The sequence below is a fragment of the Acuticoccus sp. MNP-M23 genome (assembly GCF_031195445.1).
Lineage (GTDB): Bacteria > Pseudomonadota > Alphaproteobacteria > Rhizobiales > Amorphaceae > Acuticoccus.
In genome coordinates, this window is the sequence record NZ_CP133480.1 from 3,926,860 (window position 1) to 3,947,285 (window position 20,426).

17 protein-coding genes are annotated in these 20,426 nt (G+C 67.0%); 6 read left to right on the top strand and 11 right to left on the bottom strand.

Annotation, left to right across the window (positions count from 1 at the left end):
• The first annotated feature begins 91 nt into the window (after window positions 1–91).
• The 5 genes from RDV64_RS18115 (at window position 92) to cueR (ending at window position 5,800) form a co-directional block, all read left to right on the top strand.
• Window positions 92–1,003, top strand: coding sequence for an aldo/keto reductase (locus RDV64_RS18115; protein ID WP_375143764.1), 912 nt, complete (start codon window positions 92–94; stop codon window positions 1,001–1,003).
• Window positions 1,003–1,683, top strand: coding sequence for a DUF6064 family protein (locus RDV64_RS18120; RefSeq protein WP_309196363.1), 681 nt, complete (start codon window positions 1,003–1,005; stop codon window positions 1,681–1,683). Before RDV64_RS18115 ends, RDV64_RS18120 begins: the two co-directional genes overlap by 1 nt.
• Window positions 1,680–2,705, top strand: coding sequence for a serine hydrolase (locus tag RDV64_RS18125; RefSeq protein ID WP_309196364.1), 1,026 nt, complete (start codon window positions 1,680–1,682; stop codon window positions 2,703–2,705). The genes RDV64_RS18120 and RDV64_RS18125 overlap by 4 nt, the downstream gene beginning before the upstream one ends.
• A gap of 108 nt (window positions 2,706–2,813) precedes the next feature.
• A complete protein-coding gene (locus tag RDV64_RS18130) occupies window positions 2,814–5,357 on the top strand; it encodes a heavy metal translocating P-type ATPase (RefSeq protein WP_309196365.1) in 2,544 nt (847 codons plus the stop codon).
• A gap of 5 nt (window positions 5,358–5,362) precedes the next feature.
• Window positions 5,363–5,800: a Cu(I)-responsive transcriptional regulator gene (gene cueR, locus RDV64_RS18135; RefSeq protein ID WP_309196366.1), complete on the top strand. Its 438-nt coding sequence runs from the start codon at window positions 5,363–5,365 to the stop codon at window positions 5,798–5,800.
• A 55-nt stretch (window positions 5,801–5,855) separates the two neighbouring features.
• Here cueR and RDV64_RS18140 read toward each other — a convergent pair whose 3' ends face one another.
• Window positions 5,856–6,752: an NAD(P)-dependent oxidoreductase gene (locus tag RDV64_RS18140; RefSeq protein ID WP_309196367.1), complete on the bottom strand. Its 897-nt coding sequence runs from the start codon at window positions 6,750–6,752 to the stop codon at window positions 5,856–5,858.
• Window positions 6,753–7,085: 333 nt separating this feature from the next.
• A complete protein-coding gene (gene chlG / locus RDV64_RS18145; protein WP_375143765.1) occupies window positions 7,086–7,997 on the bottom strand; it encodes a chlorophyll synthase ChlG in 912 nt (303 codons plus the stop codon).
• Window positions 7,998–8,322: 325 nt separating this feature from the next.
• Between chlG and RDV64_RS18150 the strand changes: the two genes are divergently transcribed.
• Window positions 8,323–9,087 (top strand): ribonuclease activity regulator RraA, encoded by a 765-nt coding sequence (locus RDV64_RS18150; RefSeq protein ID WP_309196369.1) that lies wholly within the window; start codon window positions 8,323–8,325, stop codon window positions 9,085–9,087.
• Window positions 9,088–9,169: 82 nt separating this feature from the next.
• Here RDV64_RS18150 and RDV64_RS18155 read toward each other — a convergent pair whose 3' ends face one another.
• From RDV64_RS18155 to RDV64_RS18195, 9 genes are all read right to left on the bottom strand, one after another.
• On the bottom strand, window positions 9,170–10,153 hold the full coding sequence (locus tag RDV64_RS18155; protein ID WP_309196370.1) for an ABC transporter permease: 984 nt from the start codon (window positions 10,151–10,153) through the stop codon (window positions 9,170–9,172).
• Window positions 10,150–11,646 (bottom strand): sugar ABC transporter ATP-binding protein, encoded by a 1,497-nt coding sequence (locus RDV64_RS18160; protein WP_309196371.1) that lies wholly within the window; start codon window positions 11,644–11,646, stop codon window positions 10,150–10,152. Before RDV64_RS18160 ends, RDV64_RS18155 begins: the two co-directional genes overlap by 4 nt.
• On the bottom strand, window positions 11,643–12,767 hold the full coding sequence (locus RDV64_RS18165; protein WP_309196372.1) for an ABC transporter permease: 1,125 nt from the start codon (window positions 12,765–12,767) through the stop codon (window positions 11,643–11,645). Before RDV64_RS18165 ends, RDV64_RS18160 begins: the two co-directional genes overlap by 4 nt.
• Window positions 12,768–12,874: 107 nt before the next feature.
• Entirely contained in the window at window positions 12,875–13,867 is a 993-nt protein-coding gene (locus tag RDV64_RS18170; protein ID WP_309196373.1) for a sugar ABC transporter substrate-binding protein, read from the bottom strand.
• Window positions 13,868–13,947: 80 nt separating this feature from the next.
• Complete coding sequence (locus tag RDV64_RS18175; protein WP_309196374.1) at window positions 13,948–14,796, bottom strand: phosphogluconate dehydrogenase C-terminal domain-containing protein; 849 nt, start codon at window positions 14,794–14,796, stop codon at window positions 13,948–13,950.
• A 34-nt stretch (window positions 14,797–14,830) separates the two neighbouring features.
• A complete protein-coding gene (locus tag RDV64_RS18180) occupies window positions 14,831–16,195 on the bottom strand; it encodes a four-carbon acid sugar kinase family protein (RefSeq protein ID WP_309196375.1) in 1,365 nt (454 codons plus the stop codon).
• The gene (locus tag RDV64_RS18185; RefSeq protein WP_309196376.1) at window positions 16,192–17,439 is read right to left on the bottom strand and encodes a ribulose-bisphosphate carboxylase large subunit family protein; all 1,248 of its coding nucleotides are present in this window, start codon (window positions 17,437–17,439) and stop codon (window positions 16,192–16,194) included. Before RDV64_RS18185 ends, RDV64_RS18180 begins: the two co-directional genes overlap by 4 nt.
• Window positions 17,436–18,485, bottom strand: a complete 1,050-nt coding sequence (locus RDV64_RS18190) for a Gfo/Idh/MocA family oxidoreductase (RefSeq protein ID WP_309196377.1) — start codon at window positions 18,483–18,485, stop codon at window positions 17,436–17,438. The genes RDV64_RS18185 and RDV64_RS18190 overlap by 4 nt, the downstream gene beginning before the upstream one ends.
• The gene (locus RDV64_RS18195; protein WP_309196378.1) at window positions 18,482–20,353 is read right to left on the bottom strand and encodes a hypothetical protein; all 1,872 of its coding nucleotides are present in this window, start codon (window positions 20,351–20,353) and stop codon (window positions 18,482–18,484) included. Before RDV64_RS18195 ends, RDV64_RS18190 begins: the two co-directional genes overlap by 4 nt.
• Between the last annotated feature and the right edge of the window lie 73 nt (window positions 20,354–20,426).

Genomic DNA, 20,426 nt, shown 5'->3' on the forward strand with positions numbered 1-20,426 from the left:
CGCGCGGACGTGTCACAGCAACTGCGCCACCGACGGGCTGTTAACTCGGTGTGTCCGCTGTGCCCGAAACGTCCACGACCCGGAGACCCTCATGTCGATCACCCGCAGAACGCTGATTGCACAAGCCGCTGCCGCCTCGGCAATGGCGGCCCTGCCGCGTCAGGTCCTGGCGCAAGGGGCGGGCGCAACGCGGGTCATTCCTTCAACCGGCGCCGCTGTGCCGGTGATCGGGCTTGGAACGTGGATCACCTTCAATGTCGGCCGCGATCCCGTGCTTCTGGAGCGCTCGACCGATGTGATGCGCGCATTCTTTGCCGAGGGCGGCGGCGTGATCGATTCCTCGCCGATGTACGGTTCGGCGCAGGCCACCGTCGGCCACGGACTGGCGGCGCTCGGTCAGCCCGAGACGCTGTTTGCCGCCGACAAGGTGTGGACATCGTCCGGCGGGGCGGGCAGCGGGCAGATTGCCAGTTCGCGGGAGGCGTGGCGTACCTCCTTCGATCTCCTGCAGGTGCACAACCTCGTTGCCTGGGAGGCGCACCTTGAAACGCTGTTTGCCAAAAAGGCCGCAGGCGAGATTGATTATGTGGGTGTGACCACGTCCCACGGGCGGCGCCATGGCGAGATGGAACGCATCATGGCGCGCCATCCGCTGGACTTCGTGCAGCTCACCTACAACGCGCTGGACCGGACGCCGGAGGCACGTCTGCTGCCGCTGGCGCAGGAAAAAGGCATCGGCGTCATCGTCAACCGCCCGTTCCGGCGGGGCGCTCTGGTCGGCCGCGTGCGCGGGGCACCGCTTCCGGCGTTTGCCGGCGCGCTCGGGGCAGAGAGCTGGGCGCAGCTTCTCCTCAAGTTCATCGTGTCGCATCCGGCGGTGACGGTCACCATTCCGGCCACCACCAGTGCGCAGCACATGCGGGAAAACAAGGCTGCTGCGCGAGGGGTCCTGCCTGACGCGGCACAGCGGGCGAAGATTGCCGCCACTGTCGCCGCCCTTTAGTGGAGACGTGGCTCACCTATTCGCCGCAGGATTTCCTCCTGTTTTCCGCCGAAACCTACTGGCGGCTGTTTGCGCTGGCCAACCAGTCGGTCTGGCCGCTTGCAGCGGTCGCCCCGTTGTTGCTTCTCGGCTTGTGCCTCGCGCTGCTGAGTGGCGCCGGCCGTAGCGGCGTTGCTGCAATTCTGGCGCTCGGCGCTGGATGGGTCGTCGTCGCTGAAATCTTCCTCGCCCGATATTACGCGCCCATCAACATGATTGCCGCCTATGCGCGTCCGGTGTTCTGGGTGGAGGCGGTGCTTCTCGTCATGTTCGGGCTGCGGCTGTCCTTCGTTGCGGACGGATTGCGAAGGGTTGCAGGCACAATTTTTGTGCTCCTTGCTGCGGCCTATCCGGCACTCGGCGTTGTCGCCGGGCGTCCACTCAACGCGGCGGAGGTGGTGGGGATCGCACCGGACCCGACCGCGGTTGCAACGCTCGGGCTTCTCCTTCTCGCGCGGCCTTCCTGGCGGGTCGGGCTCCTCGCCATCGTTCCCGCCGGGTGGCTTCTGGTGAGCGCGGCAACGCTTCTCACCATGGGTTCGGCGACCGGGTGGCTCGCGCTTGGCGCAGCGATTGTCGCAACCACGGTCATGTCCGCCAGCGCCGTCTGGCCAAACGGCTCGAAGGAAACACCGCGATGACACCGGCCACGCTACACCGCCGCGCCGTGCTGGCGGGACTTGCCGGTTGCGCCACCATTGCGGCGACCGGGAGCGCCACCGCCACGGCGGACGATCCCCTTACCGCCATTGCGGCTGAGGCAGACGCGCTGGAGCAGCTTCGCGCCATTGTGGTTGTCAAGGACGGGGAGGAGCGCCTTGCCCGCGCCTTCCGCGGTCCGGACCTCGACAGGCCCGTCAACGTCAAGTCGGTGTCGAAGTCGATTGTGGCGCTGATGACCGGGATCGCCATCGACCGCGGGCTCATCGGCAGCGTCGACGCAACGCTCGGAGAGCTGATCCCCGGCCTCATTCCGGGCGATGCGGACCCGCGGGTGCAAACCATCACCGTGGAAGACCTGTTGACGATGCGGGCGGGGCTCGAACGCACGTCCGGCCCCAATTATGGCGCGTGGGTCGCCAGCCCCAACTGGGTGCGTTACGCGCTGTCGCGGCCGTTCGTGTCGGAGCCGGGCGGGCGCTTTCAATACTCCACCGGCAGCTACCATGTTCTGGGCGTCGTCCTTGCGACCGTTGCGAACCGCAGCCTTCTCACCCTCGCTCGCGAGTGGCTCGGCACGCCGCTCGGCATCGAAATCGCGCCGTGGACCCGCGATCCGCAAGGCCACTACATGGGCGGCAACAACATGGCGCTGTCCCCGCGGGACCTCGCCCGGATTGGCGAGATGGTGCGCCTCGGCGGCAAATCCGGTGACACGCAGGTGGTTCCGGCGGCGTGGATCGAAGCATCGCTGGAGCCGCGCACCCGGTCGCCATTTTCAGGCGACCAGTATGGCTATGGCTGGTTCATTGCCGCGTTCGGCGGCGTCCCGGCAGCCTATGCGCGCGGCTATGGCGGCCAGATGATCTATGTGCTGAAAGACGCCGGCCTCACGGTCGCCGTCACCTCCGACCCCACGCTGCCGGCCCGGACCGACGGTCACGCCGGAGACCTTCACGACCTTGTCGGCAGCACGATCGTCCCCGTCGCAGCCGAAATATAGCGCGCAGATCTCTCGCCGGCACATTCGGCGCAATCCGCTTTGCCATCTCTTGACCTTCCCACGATGGGAAGGACCATGTGCGGTGGAGATTGATCGCAAGGTGATCCCATGAACGTATCCGCAACCGCAGCGCATCCGGGCCAGACCGCGGCTGAACAGGCCATTACGATCGGCGTCGAGGGCATGTCCTGCGCATCGTGCGCCGGGCGGGTGGAGCGCGCGCTGTCATCGCTGCCCGGTGTGGCGCGCGCCGATGCCAATTTTGCAACCGAGCAGGCGACGCTGCACTTTGGCGGGGCGGCCGACCTTGGCGGCGTTCGCGAAGCATTGGAGACGGCCGGCTACGCTGCCACGCTGGCCACCACCGAGCTTGCCATCGAGGGCATGAACTGCGCGTCCTGTGTCGGGCGGGTGGAGCGTGCGTTGGCGGCCGCCCCGGGCGTTGATGACGCTGCGGTGAACCTTGCCACCCAACGGGCCACCGTGCGCTATCTTGCCGGCGCCAGCACGGCGGAGGATCTGGTCCATGCGGTGAAGGCCGGCGGATACGCGGCAAGCGTCGTGAACGGAGCCGGGACGGACGATCCGGCCGCCGCAAGGCGCAGTGGCGAGATTTCAGCGCTGCGGCGGGACGTCCTCATCGCCGCGGCGCTCACACTGCCGGTTTTCATCCTCGAGATGGGGGGCCACCTTTTTCCTCCCATGCGCACGGCAATCGAGGCATCCATCGGGCGCGAGGCAAGCTGGTTCGTCCAGTTCGCATTCACCACGCTCGTCCTGTTCGGCCCGGGCCTGCGCTTTTTCAGGACCGGCATTCCGGCGCTTCTGCGCGGTGGGCCGGACATGAATTCGCTGGTGTCCCTCGGTGCCGGGGCGGCGTGGGCCTATTCGGCGGTCGCGACGTTTGCCCCGCAGGTTCTGCCGGCCGGCACGCTCAATGTCTATTATGAAGCGGCCGCCGTCATCGTGACGCTCATTCTGGTCGGCCGCTTCATGGAGGCACGGGCGAGGGGGCGCACCGGTGATGCCATCAGGCGGCTTGTGGGCTTGAAGGCCAAGACCGCGCGGGTCCTCCGCGATGGCGCGGCGGTGGATGTGCCGCTGGAAGAGGTTGTGGCAGGCGACAGCGTGGCTGTCCGCCCCGGCGAACGCATTCCCGTCGACGGCACGGTTGTCGATGGGTCGAGCTACGTCGACCAGTCGATGATTACCGGGGAGCCTGTTCCGGTGGCCAGGGGCGCGGGCGACGAGGTTGTCGGCGGGACCATCAACAAGACTGGCGCCTTCACCTTCCGCGCGACCCGCGTGGGCGCGGACATGGCGCTGTCCCAGATCATCCGCATGGTGGAAACCGCGCAGGGCGCCAAGCTCCCGATCCAGGGTCTGGTGGACCGCGTGACCTATGTGTTCGTGCCTGCGGTGCTGGCGGTTGCGGCGCTGACATTCGGGGTCTGGCTCGTCTTCGGACCCGAGCCTGCGCTGAGCTTTGCGCTGGTCAACGCGGTTGCCGTCCTCATCATCGCCTGCCCGTGCGCTATGGGGCTTGCAACGCCGACGTCCATCATGGTCGGCACCGGGCGCGGGGCGGAAATGGGCGTCCTCATGCGCAAGGGCGAGGCGCTCCAGACCTTGCGCGACGTCCGGATCGTCGCCCTCGACAAGACCGGCACCCTCACCAGGGGCCGCCCGGAACTCACCGATCTCGTCACCGCGGATGGTTTCGCCGAAGACGACGTGCTGGCGCTTGTTGCCGCTGTCGAGATGAAGTCGGAGCACCCCATCGGCGCGGCCATAGTGGAGGCGGCGCGGCTTCGGAACCTCCCGGTCGGTGAGGCTGCCGGCTTTGACGCGGTTCCGGGCTTTGGCGTGTCGGCCACCGTGGCGGGCCGCCGGGTCGACGTGGGGGCCGATCGTGCGATGGTCCGCCTCGGGCTTGACCTGTCGCCCTTTGCAGCCGAGGCGGACCGGCTCGGGCGCGCAGGCAAGTCGCCCCTTTATGCCGCGGTGGATGGCGAGCTTGCCGCCATCATCGCCGTGGCTGACCCGGTGAAGGAGACCTCGGGGCAAGCGATTGCCGCACTCAAGGCGATGGGCTTGTCGGTGGCGATGATCACCGGCGACAACCGGCAGACGGCAGACGCCATTGCCGCCGATCTCGGCATCGACGAGGTGGTGGCGGAGGTGCTGCCGGACGGGAAGGTGAGTGCGGTCAAGGCGCTGCGGGCGCGGGGCCGGGTGGCGTTTGTGGGCGACGGGATCAACGATGCGCCGGCGCTCGCCGAGGCTGACGTGGGCATCGCCATCGGGTCCGGCACAGACGTTGCCATCGAGGCGGCGGACATTGTGCTGATGGCGGGCGATCTCAGGGGCGTCAGCAGCGCCATTGCGCTTTCCCGCGCGACGATGCGCAACATTTCGCAGAACCTTTTCTGGGCTTTTGCCTACAACGCGCTTCTGATCCCGCTGGCGGCGGGGGTATTCTACCCGGCGTTCGGCGTTCTCCTCTCGCCGGTTCTGGCGGCAGGCGCCATGGCGCTGTCCAGCGTCTTCGTGGTGGTCAACGCGCTGCGGTTGCGGCGTTTCCAGCCGCCGGGCGGCGGTGCTGCGGCCCGTCCGACCGGCGTTCCGGCCGCGCAACCGGCGAAAGGGTGAGGACCATGAATATCGGACAGGCTTCCAGAGAATCCGGCGTCAGTTCGAAGATGATCCGCTACTATGAAGAGGTCGGCCTTACCCGGAAGGTGGAGCGTTCCGCCGCGGGCTATCGCAGCTACGAGGCGTCCGACGTTCACACCTTGCACTTTATCCGGCAGGCGCGGGATTTCGGCTTTTCCATCGAGAAGATCGCGTCGCTGCTGGCGCTGTGGCGGGACCGGGACCGGGCGAGCGCGGACGTGAAGTCCATGGCGCTGGCACACGTTGCGCAGCTGGAAGCCAGAATCAGCGAATTGCAGGCCATGGCCGACCAGCTCAAGCATCTGGCCGAAAATTGCAGCGGCGACGAACGGCCCGGCTGCCCCATCATCGAGAGGCTCGCCGCCTCGGACCCGGCAGGAGACGGCATGCCCGTGGTGCCGGGAGGCCAGCTGCGATAAGGCGCCGGGGCGCAACGCCTCGGGGGCGGTCGCGTCCCGGCAGGGCAGCTCTACATCAGCCCTTCGGTTTGATGTATTTGCGCCAGTCGTGGTCCTCCACAAAGCCGAGCACGTCGCGGATCTTCTTGTTGGAGAAGAATGTTTCGTGCTCGCCCATCTCCGCCTTCTTCGGCACGTCGGCGTAATATTCGGCAATCAGCTTGTCGGTCGTGACGTCGACCGAATGGGTGTCGTTGGAGGCGTTGAAGACCTGATAGCCAAGGCCGTCGGTCTTCAGGCAGCGGTCGACGATCTGGCCGAGATCGCGCGCGTCGATGTAGGCAAACAGGTTGACGCGCCGTACGCTGGGGTTCTCGAAGAACTCGGGCCAGAGCGTCTCGTACTCGTGCGGCTCCATCACGTTGTTGATCCGCAGCGCGTAGATGTCCGCGCCGCTCCGCCGCTGGAAGGACTTTCCCGTCACCTCGTTGGCGACCTTGGACATCGCGTAGGAATCCTCGGGGACGGTGGGGTGCTCCTCGTCGACCGGAATATATTCGGGCTTGCGCTCACCGTTGGCAAAGCAGACGCCGTAGGTGGTTTCCGACGACGCGAAGATGATCTTCTTGATGCCGCATTTCACCGCCGCTTCGATCACGTTGTACGTGCTCATCGTGTTGATGCGGAAGGTCTCGTTGTCGGGCTTGATCTGGATGCGCGGGATCGCCGCGAAGTGGACCACCGCGTCGAAGTGGGCCGGGCCGGTGGCCTCACGGGCATCTTCGATGCTCATGTAGGAGTTCATGGCGCCGTAGGCTTCACCGGCGTCGGAAACGTCGGCGATGAGGTTGTTGACGCCCGGCAGATCCAGCGGCGTCAGGTCGACGTTGAGAACCTCGTGGCCCTGGTCGACGAGATAGGCAACCACGTGCTTGCCAGCCTTGCCGCTGCCGCCTGTGAACAATACGCGCATAAATTCTCCCTGGTGTCGTTTGCCGGAATGCCGGCTTTCGTTCTTGTCTGGTTATCGGCCTGCGTCCGGGCGGACGCCAGCGGCCCCGTGAAGGCCCGTCAGTCTGCCAGCTGCCGGGGGGCGGCTGTCAATCAAACGGGGGATTGCGCTGCCGCACAACCCGGCGGCCAGAGGTTGCAAGCCGCCAAAGGTAAAGCACAGGCAGAATTCCGGCGCTGACGCTGGCCCACGGGTTTACCCAGCTTTCTGCCGACATTGCTTCTCCCGGAGAGGCCGGGCGGCAATTGGCGGAATTCTTTGCAGCCTTGTCCCGGCCTGCTGCACGACCACGCCCTAGCTGCCGGGAAGACCGCGCAGCGCAAAGGCACAGGCCATCATGCCGAAGACGAAGAGCGGGACGCCGAAACCGCTGTACCAGATTGCCTTTTCGATCGGGGCACGCAGAAACCGGCGCATCAGTGCCAGCTGTCCGATCACGAACACCACCACAATGGCCGCGGGAATGATCGCGTTCCAGCTGAGGAGGAGCGCGATGACAACGAGCTGGGGGGCGATCATGATGATGCAGGCCACCAGCGCCGCACGGTCTGCGCCGAGGGACACCGGAAGCGAGCGGATGCCCATTTCCGAATCGCCCTTGATGGCCTTGAAGTCGTTCAGCGTCATGATGCCGTGGGCGCCGATGCTGTAGAGCCCCGCAATCGCCAGCACCTCAATGCGCGGCAGGTTGCCGCCGAGCATGGCCGCAGCGCCGGTGACCCACGCGATCCCCTCGTAGGAAAACCCGCAGGCCGCGTTGCCCCACCAGCCGTTGCGCTTCAGCCGGAAGGGCGGCGCGCTGTAGGCCCAGGCCAGCACCAGCGCCACCACGGTGGCCACCAGCACCCATGTGCCAAGCAGGGCCGCCACCATCAGCGACAGCACCGACCAGATGCCCGCAATATACAGGCCCCACAGCCCCGGAACCCGCCCCGACGGGATGGGCCGCTGGGGTTCGTTGATGGCGTCGACCTCGCGGTCATACCAGTCGTTGATGGCCTGGCTCATGGCACAGACCAGCGGCCCGGCCAGAAGAACGCCGAGGAGCGCAATGGTCCAGTTGGCCGCGATGGGGATGCCGGACGATACCACCCCGCACGCAAACGCCCACATGGGCGGAAACCACGTGATCGGCTTCAACAGTTCGAGCACCGCCGATGGCGCGGGGTAGGACTGCGTTGGCGGGTTTGGTTTCGTCATCGTCATTTGCCCTGGCCAACCCTTGTCCTGCGGATGTCCCGGCACCGTCTGCCGCGATGCTGCATCCATCCCGCTTCACCCCAGGCCCTGCACCCGGAGGATCTCCGGCGCTTGCCCAAGCGTCAATGATTGGCGGAGACTTGTGGCACAAAGCAAGTGAGTGGCGACCCGCCGGTCGGTGAGAGACGAACGGGCGCGGGTGCCGACCGGGCTGCCGCCGCTCCGGTTTGCACGCTGGCAACGACCGTCACGGCGCTTGCATGCAGGCAGACGGGCGGCGCCATCGCGTTGCCGCTCCAGTCCCAACCCGTTTCGACCACCGGAGGCTCACATGCCAATACCCGCAAACGATGTTCTGACAGGTGAGCCGCTGGCCGCCCTCGGTCCCGGCACGCTGGAGGCGCTGCGCAAAGTGGGCGTTGCCGGCATCGCGTCGGAGCTGTTCAAGCGCGGGCTTCGGGACACAGTGATGCAAGGAGTTGCGCCGCTTCAGGGCAATGTGCGGCCCTTTGCGGGGCCGGCCTACACCGTGCGCACAATTCCCATGCGTCCCGACATCGGCACGGCGGATTTCATGATGCGTCTGCCGCGCAACCTCCAACGCATTGCCGTCACCGAAGTGGCGGCGGGGGAGGTGTTGTGCGTGGATGCGCGCGGCGAGCGGCGCGCCGGGTTCATGGGCGACATTCTTGCGCTCAGCCTTGCGGTGCGCGGCGTGGGCGCTGTGGTGACCGACGGGGGCCTGCGTGATGTTGCCGGCATTGGGGACACCGGCCTGCCCGCCTATTGCGCCGGCGCGTCGCCCGCCGGCAGTCAGGCGCACCTTCATGTGGTGGCGGTCAACGAGTCGATTGCCTGTGGCGGGCTGCCCGTGTTTCCGGGCGACGTGCTGGTGGGCGACGCCGACGGGGTGGTTGTCGTTCCGAGAGCGCTGGCCGACGATGTTGCAGGGACCGGCGCAAGTCAGGCCGACCTCGAAGCTTTTTGCCGCGAACGCATCCGCAAGGGTGCGCCGCTGATCGGCACCTATCCCCCCAATGACGCAACGCTTGAGGCATTTCACGCCCAGCGCCGCGGGGGCACCCCTTCGACCTGAAGCGATGGGGTCGACCCATCCTGTCGTTTCCGGACCTCCAAGCCGCGTCGCCGCTGATCCCGCCGGGATGGCTGCAACGCGGTCAGCCGGTGAGCGGTCGGATGGCGCGGCGGCGAGACCGGCGTAGCCTGAGGTCCCGTTGCCCGTCGATCAGCACGGCGGCAAAGATGATCGCCGCCAGCACGATGGGCTGCAGGTAAAGGTTCACGGCGGTGAAGACGAGCCCCGTCCGCACCGTCTGGATCAGCACCGCGCCGATGGCAGCGCCGAAGGCCGTGCCCACCCCGCCAAAGAGGCTGACGCCGCCCAGCACCGCGGCTGCAATCACGTCGAACTCACGCCCTTCGCCGAATGCAACGTCGAGCCGGCCGATCTGTGCAATCAGGATGAAGCCCGCCGTCGCCGCGCAGGCCGACGAGATGAGGTAGACCCTCGCCCGCACCCAGTCGGCCCGGATGCCGGCCTTGCGGGCAACCTCCGGGTCCGCGCCCACCGCATAGATCTGCCGCCCGAACGAAGTGCGTGACAGGACGATCCATGCCGCCAGCGCCACCAGCACGAAGACAATCACCGGAAGCGGCACGCCGAACACGGAGGAGAGGCCGAAGTCGAGCATCGACCGGTCGAAGTCGAACTGGCGCGACGACGTGATCCAGGTGCCGGCGCCGCGGAAGAAGAAGAGCGTGGCGAGCGTGACGATGAAGGGGGCGATGTTCAGCCGCACGATGAAAAGCGCGTTGATGGCGCCCATGGCGAGGCCCGCCAGCACTGCGGTCAGGAGCCCGCCGGCAACGCCGATGGGCAACTCCCGCATGGCGATGCCCGCCAGAAGCGGCCCCAGATACATCACCGATCCAACGGAAAGGTCGATCCCCCGCGTGAGAAGGACGAAGCTCATCCCGACCGCGGCAATGCCGATGAAGGAGGATTGTTTGATGATGTTGGCAACGTTCTCCGGCGTCAGAAATGCGTCTGACTGGAAGCCGAAGAAGACCAGAACGACCGCGAAGATCGGGATTGTGGCGTTGCGCAGGAGAAGGCGGGTTGCGCGCTCTTTGAGGGTCATGCCGTCTCCCTGAAGGCCATGGACAGGATTGCGGACTGCTCGAACGGCGGCGCATCGAAGCCGCCGACAATCTCCCCGCGGCTCATGACGAGAATGCGGTCGCAGACCCCCATCAGCTCGTCGATTTCGGACGAGATGAAAAGCACCGCGCCGCCGGCTGCGGCGAGCTGGTCGGCCAGTGTGTAGATCTCGTACTTGGCACCGACGTCGACGCCTCTGGTCGGCTCGTCGAGGATGAAGACGCGGGGGCCGCTCATCAGCCACTTGCCGATGACGACCTTCTGCTGGTTGCCGCCGGAGAGCGATTTCGCCGGCTGGCGGTCAATCTTGCCGGCCTTCAACTGGACGCGGCCTGCCGTTTCGAGCGCCTCTTCGGCCAGCGCCTCGGCGTCGATCAGCGCTGCCGGGGCGCGGCCGAACCGGCTGATGGAGACGAGGGCAAGATTGTCCTCGATGGGGCTTTCCATCATCAGCCCCTCGGCCCGGCGGTCTTCGGTGACGAAGGCAAGGCCCGCCTCGATCCGCGCCCTGGGGCTGCCTGTGAGCGGTGTGCCGGCAAGGACGATCTCGCCCTGTTCGGCGGGATCGAGGCCGAACAGGACGCGGGCAAGCTCCGTCCGCCCTGACCCCATCAGCCCGAAGAGGCCGAGAATTTCGCCGCGCCGAAGGTCGAACGAAACATTTTCCAGTACGCCAGGCTGGCCAAGGCCGCTCACCTTCAGCGCAATGTCCGCTTCGGGCCTTGCCGTCCGTTCGGGGAAGAGGCCGGACAGGGCGCGCCCGATCATCGCGTGGATCATCCGTGGAATGTCGAAGTCGGCCACCTTGCCGCTTTCGATCAGCCGCCCATCGCGCAGGACCGCGACCGTATCGCACAGCCGCGCAACATCGCCCAGAACGTGGCTGATGTAGATGATCGTCTTGCCCTGATCGCGCAGTCGTTCGATCACCTCGAACAGCCGCGTGGTCTCGCGCGGGGTGAGCGACGTGGTCGGCTCGTCGAAAATGATCAGCGCAGCATCGCGGTGGAGCGCCTTGGCAATTTCCACCAGCTGCCGCTCGCCGGGCGAAAGATCGCCCACCGCGGCATCCGGCGAGACATGGAGGTCGAGGGCTGCCAGAAGTTCGGCGGCCCGTTCGCGGATGGCGCGCCGGTCGATCAGGCCGAGCTTTTTCGGAAAACCGTCCACGAAGAGGTTTTCGGCAACCGACAGGTTGAGGAAGAGGTTCAGCTCCTGGTGGATGAAGGCGACACCGCGTGCGGCCGCCGCAGCCGCCCCGGCAGGCGCATAGGGTTCGCCGCGCCAGAACATCTGGCCGGAGGAGGGGGCGAGCACGCCGCCCACCATGTTCATCAAGGTGGATTTGCCGGCGCCGTTTTCGCCGATCAGGCCGAGCACGGCGCCCTGCGCCACATCCAGCGTCACGTCTTCCACCGCCGGCACGCCGTAATAGGCCTTGGAGAGCGCCTCAAGGCGCAGGAGCGCGCTCATGCCGCTCTCTCGCGCATCAGCCGCGTTCGCAGAACATCGAGCAGGGCGGCGGCGAGGATGACGGCGCCCTTCACCATGTCGATATGGAAGGACGACAGGTTCATGAGGTTGAGCGTGTTGGACAGGACGACGAAGAACAGGACGCCGAACACCGTCCAAAGCACCTTGCCCTTGCCGCCGAAAAGGCTGGTGCCGCCGATGACCACCGCGCCGATCACGTCCAGCAGGAAGGCGCCGTCGCCAAGGGTAGGCCGGCCCGCCTCCAGCCGCGCGGAGTAGAGGATCGACCCCGCCGCCGCGCACACCGCCGATATGACGAAGACCGCAACGACGATCCGTTTCACCGGAACGCCGGAAATCTCGGCAGCCCGCCGGTTGGCGCCGATGGCATAGACGTAACGTCCGAACACGGTGCGCGACAGGAGGATGTGCGCGGCAATGGCAATGGCGATGGCAATCACCGCCGGGTAGGTGATGAACGAGAAAATCTGACGGCGCGGAATGCGCGGTTCGTCCTGCGCCCCCAGATAGACCGAAACGATGTCGCCCTTCCCAAGCTCGATGAAGCTTTCCGGCAGCGGCCGGATGTTTTCCGACTGGGTGAGCCAGATGGCGAAGGCGCCGATGCCGATGAGGCCGACCAGCGTCACCATGAAGGGCGGCATGTTGAGGTAGGCGATCGAAATGCCGTTGGCAGCGCCGATCAGCGCGCCGGTGAGGAGCATCGCTCCAATGCCGAGTGCAAGGCCAAGGGGCACGCCCGCCAGCGGCCCGCCTTCCTCGGTGAGGATGGTGCCCCAGAGCGGCGCGTTCTCCAGCACCGCGCCGGAGCCGCCGACCGCAAGCAGCGCGCCGCCGACGACGCTCGCAAGGCCGATGACTGCGCCCTGGCTGAGGTCGATGCCGGCGATGGTGAGAACGAAGGTCTGCCCCACGGCAACCACCAGAAGCGGCCACATGTTGGACAGGATGTTGGACACGTTCGCCGGGTTCGACAGCGTCGGCAGGAACGGCACGAGGACCAGAACGTAGGCGAGCGTGAGGTAAAGGACGAAATAGTCCGACAGGAACAGGTCCCCCAGCCGGCGCCCCAGGCGCGTGACGCTGCCGGGGCGCGCCACACTTCTGGTGTCCGCTGCATCCAGGGGGCGGTCGGCGTCTTGTGCGGCGGGACGCCCCCCCGGCCCGCTGGCCGGGAGGACGCTGCCTTCTGTGCGATGCGGCTCGCTCACTTGTCGAGGAAGCCGTCTGCCAGGAGCACGCAGCCCCACATGTCCTTCTCGCGCTCGCCGATATTGGCGGAGGTGAGCGCAAAGCCCGGGTCCGCAATCACCTCGTTAGGTGCATATTCGCCGTCTTCGATGGCTTTGAGGATGGCGTTCAGCGCCTGGTCGGCCTCGAAGTAAAGATCCTGCACGCCGGTTGCGTCGACGTAGGTGTCCTTGATGAGCTGGCAGGCGGTGGCGTCCCCGTCGAGGCCGCCCATGACCACATGCCCGTCTTCACCGGCCTTCTTCCACATGCCGCGCGGCTCGAAAACCGACCGGATGGTGGGAAAGAGGAAGTCCGACGAGGTGAAGACGAGGTCGATATCGGGGTTGGCGGTCACCGCAGCTTCGAGATTGGCAAGGGCGGTCGCCGCATCCCATTCGGTCGCCACTTCGATGGGCGCGGCGAACTTGTCGCCGTGCTTCTCAATGGCAGTGTAAAAGCCCTCCTTGCGGCCGACGGCGTTGGGGTCGCCAAGGTCACCCACCAAAATGAGCGGCTGAAGCGGTGCGTCGCCCGCGTTTTCCAGCGCCTTCTCGGCCAGAAAGTCGACGGCCTGGCTGGCGATGCTGGCGTTGTCCGCCACCACGACAATGCCGCGCGAAAGGTCTGACGGCGGGCGGTTGAACACCGCGATCGGCACGTCGTTTTCCTGCGCTTCCTTCACGATGGTGACGGCACTCTCGCCGTCCTGCGGAATGATGATGATCCCGTCAACGCCCTGGGCGATGCAGTCGCGCACCTGTTCCAGCTGGCGGTTTGCGTCCTCGTTGGCGTTCCGCTCGATGACGGTGTGGCCCTTCTCCTCCAGCGTGGCGGTGATGGCCTGATGGCCTGCCACCCAGAACTCGGTCTCAAGGTCCTGGAAGGCGAAGCAGATATTGGCGGCCGATGCCGGCGTTGCGATGGCTGCAACGGCTGCAAGGGTGCCTGCCGCAATAAGAATCTTCATGGGGTTTCCTCAGGATTATTGATTGGTGTTGCGGCCTCGTGGGCCGGAGTGCCGGCCGGCTGGTTGCCGGCCGGAAGGGATCAGGCCGCCTCGTCGGGCTGGCAGATGTCCTTGACGGACTGGAGCACGGCTTCGGGTGCGAACACGCGGTCCAGCCAGCCATCGCGGAAGATCTGCGGCTCGGCCTCCCGGATGGCGTGGAGGGCACCGTCGGAGAACTTGCCCTCGGGGAAGATGCCGAATGCGATGGCAAGCTCGATGTTGAGGTGCCCGAGGATGAAGTCGTGTGCGGCCTGTTCCGGCACGCCGCGCTTGACCGCCTCGTCGGTCGCCTTGCGCAGCGCCAGCGCGAAGGTGGCGCCAACGGTCTCGGACAGGGCAGGCTCCAGAATGGCCATCTGCTCCACCGTCACCCGGTGCGAGCGCATCACCGGCTTGTAGATCTCCCGCGCCACTTCCTCGCACATGGCGTAATGCTCGTCCGGCCCCTGCATCAGCGCGCAGACAATGTGCTGCTTGGCGCCGACGCCGCCGAAAAAGTCGAGCCGCGTGTCGCCTTCCTCATCGTTGAAGATGGGCGGATGGCAGGGGTGGGTGACGAAATAGGTGACGTCGTTGCGCTCCGGCAGCTCTCCGGCGTGGGGGGCGGCGGCGTCGAGCATGATGATCGCGGCGCCAGGCTTCACGTCGGCAATGATTTCGTGGGCGATCTTGCCGATCAGCCGGTCCGGGGTTGCCATCAGCACCACATCCGCGTCGCGGATGGCGTTGTTCTTGTCCGTGCATTGGAGGCCGGTGGCGGCGACCAGCCTGTCCCGCCCGGCTTCGGACGGTTCCACCGGCGACACCGTGAACTTGGTATCCATCAGGTTCGTGGCGAGCCTGACGCCCATTTTTCCGCCGGCGCCGAGCAGAGCGATTCTGGTCATGTGCGTCCTCTTTCGTGTTCAGGCCGGTGGCCCGTCATTGTGCGCAAGGGCTGCCCGCCCGCATGCGCGAGAAGAAATCCGGCGGCCCCATCTGGCCGCCCTTGAGTGCGATCTGGACGCCGTCGGTGGCCGGGTCGTCGCCGTGCGCTTTCAGGAGCGCTGCGCCCGGTACCAGCGGTGCCTCGGCGGTGACGGCATAGATGCCGAGCCCCCGTGCCGCCGCGCTGGAGGTGTCGCCGCCTGCAATTGCTGCGCGTGTGAGGCCGGCGTCTCGCACGATGCGGTTGAGGATCTCGCCGAGCCCTTCGCCAATGCGCGTATTGGCAGTGGCAAGGCCGGTGCCGGACTGCGCAACAGCTTCGCGGAACGCGGAGATGGACCGGTCGTCAGGCCCCCGCGCGGTGCACACCAGCGGGTTGCGCCCTTGCCCGAGAAGAGCAAGCGCGTTCTCTGCGGCGGCGTCTTTTGCGCGCCCCCATGCCGCTTCGTCCACCGCGGCGGCAGGGTCGAGGGGGACGATGGCGAACCCGTCCGCCTCGGCGTGGGCGATCTGTCCTGCGGTAATCGGCGAGCACGAGCCGGAGACGATGGCGAGGCGGTGCACCGGGGCAACCGTCTGCGGCGGCGCCGGGGGCGGCGCGACACCCGCTGCGCGCCAGGCCGCAACGAGCGCGTACTCCACCCCTTGCGAGCCGAGGGCAAACAGCGGCGCGTCCATCGCTTGCGCCCAGATCAGCGCACCGGCTGCGGCAAGCGTCTCGTCGTCGACCACATCGAACGCGACGATGGTGTTGCCCCCGGCACGCGCCGCTTTCAGCGCATCGGCGCCGCGGCCGGCCTTGAGCGCGACCAGATCGACGAGGCCCACGCGGCGCTCTGTCTGCCGGCCGAGGTGGCGGCACACGTCAGCCTCGTCCATCGGCGTGACCGGGTGGACGGCCATGGTGGGGTGCCTGTCCAGCCGGTGAACGGTGTCGCCGGCGGCAGCAAAGAGGGTGCCGAAAGCCTGCCAGCGGCCGATCTCGGGTGCGCCAACCACCAGCGGCGCCCAGCCATCAGCCGCAATTCCGAGATCAGCCGCCTTGCCGATGGAGCCGACATCGGGCGCGGAATCGAACGTGGAGCAGACCTTGTAGTGTGTGACCGGCGCCCCGGTCGCGCGCAGCGCGGCATAAACGGGCGGCAGGTTGGCCTCCATCCACGCCGGGTCACGGGTGCGGGCATCCCCCGCAATCCCGATGGCGCGCAGGGTGCCGAACCGTGCCAGCCGCGCAGCGTCCGGCGGATCGAAAAACAGAACCGAGGGGAAGCCGGCGAAGGTCAGCACCTCCATGACCGCCGATGCGCCGGTAAAGTCGTCGCCGTACCAGGCAATGAGAGGGCCGGCGGGAAGGTTCACCGGGCGCCCCCGAGCGCAGCGGCAAGGGCCGGATGCGCCTTCGCGTGGTCTTCCAGCGGCACGCCTTCCATCGCGGCCTCCCACGCTTCGCGCAGGCTGGAAACGCCGGCCGCAACGCCCTGAGGATGCCCCATGATCCCGCCGCCAGCGGCATATATGAGGTCCGGCGAGCCGAGTGCCTTGTACGTGGCGGGGGGCTGGCGGGCCGACTGGCCGGACGAGAACACCGGCATGGCGATGCAGGGCTTGTCGTCCCACAGCGGTGTCAGGCACGCGCGGGCGGAGGCGATGACACTGTCGTCCGCCTCGCAGAACTTGTTGGCGATGCCGTTGACGTGCATGTGGTCGCAGCCGATGAGGCGCCAGAACACCTGCCACGCGGTGTAGGAGATGCCGAGCATCGGGTGCCGGTCGTAAATCCCCCAGCCGTTGCGGTGGGCGTGGATCGGCAATGCGGTGTGGCGGCGGAGCGCTGCCATGCCCACAAGGCCCACCGAGTTGAGGCTGGCCATCACGCAAGTGCCGCCAAGCGCCACCACAAGGTCGTGCCGGCGGCGCATCTCGTCCATCTCGCCGGTGATGTTGAAGGCGAACATCACCTTGCGGCCGGTCCGGTCGGCGTGGTCGTTGACCACCCGCATCACGGCGTGTGCGCGTTCCTCGAACGGGCAGCTCGGCCCGTCCGCCTGCAGCTCGTCATCCTTCACGAAGTCGATACCGGCGTCGCACAGGACGCGGGTGAGGTCGGCCGTTTCTGCGGGGTTGAAGCCGATGGAGGGTTTGATGATCGTGCCGATCAGCGGCCGCCCTTCGACGCCGCTGAGCCTCCTCGTGCCCTCAACGCCGAAGGCTGGCCCCATATAGGCGTCGCCGAAGGCACGGGGGAGGCGCAGCGCCGTCAGCTTCAGGCCGGAAAATTGCTTCAGCTCGAAAAGGTTGCCCGCCACTGTCGCCATCAGGTTGGGAAGCGACGGTCCGGTGTTGTGCAGCGGCCAGGAGAGGGTGACGCGGGCGCGCCGGTGCGGCTGGTCGGGCCTCGCCGCGCCTGGCAGCGATGGCCCGTCCACCGGCCCGAGATCCTCCAGCGCCACGACCTGCGCGGCGGACCGGGCCTTCAGCTCCGGCGTTTCGCCAGGGACGGGGACGAAGGTGCCGGACGACTGCTCGCCCGCCATGGCCGCGGCAGCTTCGTCCGGCCCAATGGCGGTCTCGATCAGGTAATCGGCCTCGATCCGGTCACTCACAGTGCGCCTCCCGCCACAAATTCGTTGATGTTGACGGCGCTGCCGGTTTCCGCAGAGCGATATGCGGCGAGCGCCATGGCAAGGGTGGTGAGGTTGTGCGCACCGGAGGGTTGCGGCGCTGCCCGTCCGGCAAGAACGTCCACCACATGGGCCTCGAAGGCGGCAACCGAGGCCTGCACCGCATGCCACGGCGCCGCGCCCCACGCCGGCACGTCCGGCTCGACATCGCGCTCCTGCACGGTGCCGTTCCTGTGAAGGCGGAGGCGGTAGTCGCCCGTGACTTCCAGCGTACCCTCGGTGCCTTCCAGCCACACGAGGGTCTGCGGAAACGGGTCCGGCGCAATCTTCGACGCGAAGGAGCATTCGATGGATGCAACCACGCCGCTTTCGTGGCGGACGGTCGCGATGAATGCGTCCTCGCCTGCAATGCCGGGCTTGATGGACTGGGTGCGGCAGTGAATGTCCACCACATCGCCCAGCAGAAAGCGGTCAACGTCGAACAGATGAAGGCCCACATCCATGATTGCGAACCGTTCCGTCTTGGCGAGGTAGGGCTGGTTGGCATAGACGTCGTAGCCATGCCGGAAGGCGAGGCGGGCAAAGGTGGGCGCGCCGATGTCACCGGCTTCAAGGCGTTCCTTCAACGCCATGAACGGCCGCTGCCAGCGGAAATTTTCGTGGATGATCAGCGGTTTGCCGGCAGCTTCGGCGGCGTCCACCATGGCCTTGCCGTCGGCGTGGGTTTCGGCAAACGGCTTCTGGCAGACGGTTGCCGCACCATGGCCGAGGCAAAGCTCCACCAAAGGGCGATGGGTTTCGACCGTGGTTGCAACGTCGGCAAAATCGGGTGTTTCGGCGGCGAGCATCTCGGCAGCGTCGGTGTAGAAGCGGGCAATGCCGAAGTCGGCGGCAAACGCTTCGGCCTTGGCGCGTTCCCGGTCGCACACGGCGACAATTGCAGCGCCGTTGGCGTCCGCCCAGCCATGCATGTGGTTGCGCGCGAAGAAGCCGCAGCCGATCAGGACACCGCGGTAGGGATCGCTCAAAGTTCGTCTCCATTGCCAAACAGGAACGCCACGTCGAGCGGCGCAAGGGTCAGCGGTGCGGCCATGCGGGGGGCGGTGCCGAGCCAGTCCGGGTCGGCGGCAGCCTCCGCGCTTTCCACCGACAGGAGCACCGCGCGGCCATGGGTCAGCTGCGCAGGCGCTTCGCCGAGGTTGGCGACAATGCCCGTGAGGCCGGGCCGGTCCGCCATCAGCCCTGCAAGACCGCCGGGCGCATCCGCCGTCACCTCGACCGCAGCGCCTGACAGGAGGGCCAGCGCCCGCACCGCATGGAACAGCGGCAGGGCGCGGGAGCCATCGTCCGATACCAGGCCGAGCGGCCCGCTTGCCATGGCGGGCGCAAGGCTGACGATGCCTGCGCGCGCGGCGTGGACCGCCACGCCGACGGCAAAGGCTGCGGCAAAGAGGGCGCCGTGCCGCGGGTCGTCCATGGCCATCGGTGTCCGGCTGCGCTCCGGGTTGTGCGCCACTGCGGCGCCGTAGGGGTTGGAGCGCATGCCGATGGTGGTGAGGCCAAGGCGGATCGGGCGGTCGCCGGCATGGGCGCGCGCACTGTCGAAAACCGCCGGCAATGCTTCCAGCGTTTCCAGGACCGAGGTGTCGTCTGCGGCGTGGACGATGGCGGTGGTGCCAAAGGAGACCGAGTCCGTGTCGCCAACCGGCGGGCACCGGTTGAATTCGGTGAAATTGGTGAGCATTCCGGCGGCAATTTCGGTGTTTGCGAATGCGCGGCGTGCTGCTGCCACCGCATCAGCCGGCGCAGCGCCGTCCGGCCATGGCCCCGCTGGCTGGTGGCTGGCGAGGTAGGCTTCTGGCAACGCCAGAACCCGCTCCACGTTCATGCCCGCTGCCGCGTCGGCAACCTTCGCAAGGCTTTTGCCGGGCTCCGTGCCGTCCGGGATCACGATGTCGAGGGCAAGCGGCAGGCCGAGCGGTTCTGCTGCCTCCAGTGCTGACGCCGCCGTTTCCGGGGAGAGGCGGACCTGCGCACCCACGAAGGGGATGCGCGTCAGGGCTGCGGCCTGTTGGGGCGACAGGGATGCGATGCTCTCATCAAGTGCGACCTCCATGTCCGGCGCCCGTGCAGCCTCCGGGGTGCTGGTGGCGGCCGCGGTGCCGGCGGACGGCGCGACGGCAAAGGCCATCGCGATGCGCTGGGTGATCCGCTCGCCGGCCGCCACAGTGTAGGGGCGCGGCAGGCCGAGCGGGCGGCAATAGGTCTTGAAGGATGCGTCGGTCCAGTTGCGCTGGTCTTCCATCTCGAAGACGTCGCCATCGAAACTGATCGAGACGGTAACGCCGTTCACCTCGTGGGAGAGGGCGGCAATGTCGAACACGGGCTGGGCTGGCGAGATGGCGGCGGGAAATTGCAGACGATCGGTCTGGCCGTCCGGCCGGGTGCGCTCAACCGGCGTTCCGGCGACCCCCTTCAGCGGGTGAAGCACAACAAAGCCGGCCCGGTTAACCGCTGCGTCGCGCGTTGCGACAAGTTCCAGCGTCGCCGTGAGCGTCAGCGGTTCGGCGGATCCTGCGAGCGTGAAGGTGCCGTTGAAGAGCCCGTCCGCCACCTCGAATTTTCGGCGGTAGCTGAAGGATTGGCCTTCCTGCGTGGCGGTCTCGCCGAGTGTTCTGGTGGGGTGGGTGACCCAGTCGGCATCGCGTACCGGCATGTCGATACCGCGGATGATTTCGTGGCTGGCAATCATGATCCGGCGGACCACGCCGCTTTCGACAAGGAGCCGCAGCGGCCCGGCCGTCAGCGCAACCGGCGGCGCGGTGCGTTGCGCGGTGCCATAGCGCGCGATCGCGTTCCGGACCTCTTCTGTTTGACCAGATTGGGCCAACTCCATCCGCGCTTCTCCCTGGGGGCAGCGTATTGCCACCGAGCATGTGGCGCAGATCGACGGCTGCGCTCATTTTTAT

Bases quoted from the DNA above. Each gene is read 5' to 3' on its own strand.
- RDV64_RS18160 (WP_309196371.1), bottom strand. From the start codon at position 11,646: ATGAGCGCGCTCCTGCGCCTTGAGGCGCTCTCCAAGGCCTATTACGGC.
- RDV64_RS18175 (WP_309196374.1), bottom strand. From the start codon at position 14,796: ATGACCAGAATCGCTCTGCTCGGCGCCGGCGGAAAAATGGGCGTCAGG.
- RDV64_RS18155 (WP_309196370.1), bottom strand. From the start codon at position 10,153: ATGACCCTCAAAGAGCGCGCAACCCGCCTTCTCCTGCGCAACGCCACA.
- RDV64_RS18195 (WP_309196378.1), bottom strand. From the start codon at position 20,353: ATGGAGTTGGCCCAATCTGGTCAAACAGAAGAGGTCCGGAACGCGATC.
- RDV64_RS18140 (WP_309196367.1), bottom strand. From the start codon at position 6,752: ATGCGCGTATTGTTCACAGGCGGCAGCGGCAAGGCTGGCAAGCACGTG.
- chlG (WP_375143765.1), bottom strand. From the start codon at position 7,997: ATGACGATGACGAAACCAAACCCGCCAACGCAGTCCTACCCCGCGCCA.
- RDV64_RS18130 (WP_309196365.1), top strand. From the start codon at position 2,814: ATGAACGTATCCGCAACCGCAGCGCATCCGGGCCAGACCGCGGCTGAA.
- RDV64_RS18150 (WP_309196369.1), top strand. From the start codon at position 8,323: ATGCCAATACCCGCAAACGATGTTCTGACAGGTGAGCCGCTGGCCGCC.
- RDV64_RS18170 (WP_309196373.1), bottom strand. From the start codon at position 13,867: ATGAAGATTCTTATTGCGGCAGGCACCCTTGCAGCCGTTGCAGCCATC.
- RDV64_RS18115 (WP_375143764.1), top strand. From the start codon at position 92: ATGTCGATCACCCGCAGAACGCTGATTGCACAAGCCGCTGCCGCCTCG.
- cueR (WP_309196366.1), top strand. From the start codon at position 5,363: ATGAATATCGGACAGGCTTCCAGAGAATCCGGCGTCAGTTCGAAGATG.
- RDV64_RS18125 (WP_309196364.1), top strand. From the start codon at position 1,680: ATGACACCGGCCACGCTACACCGCCGCGCCGTGCTGGCGGGACTTGCC.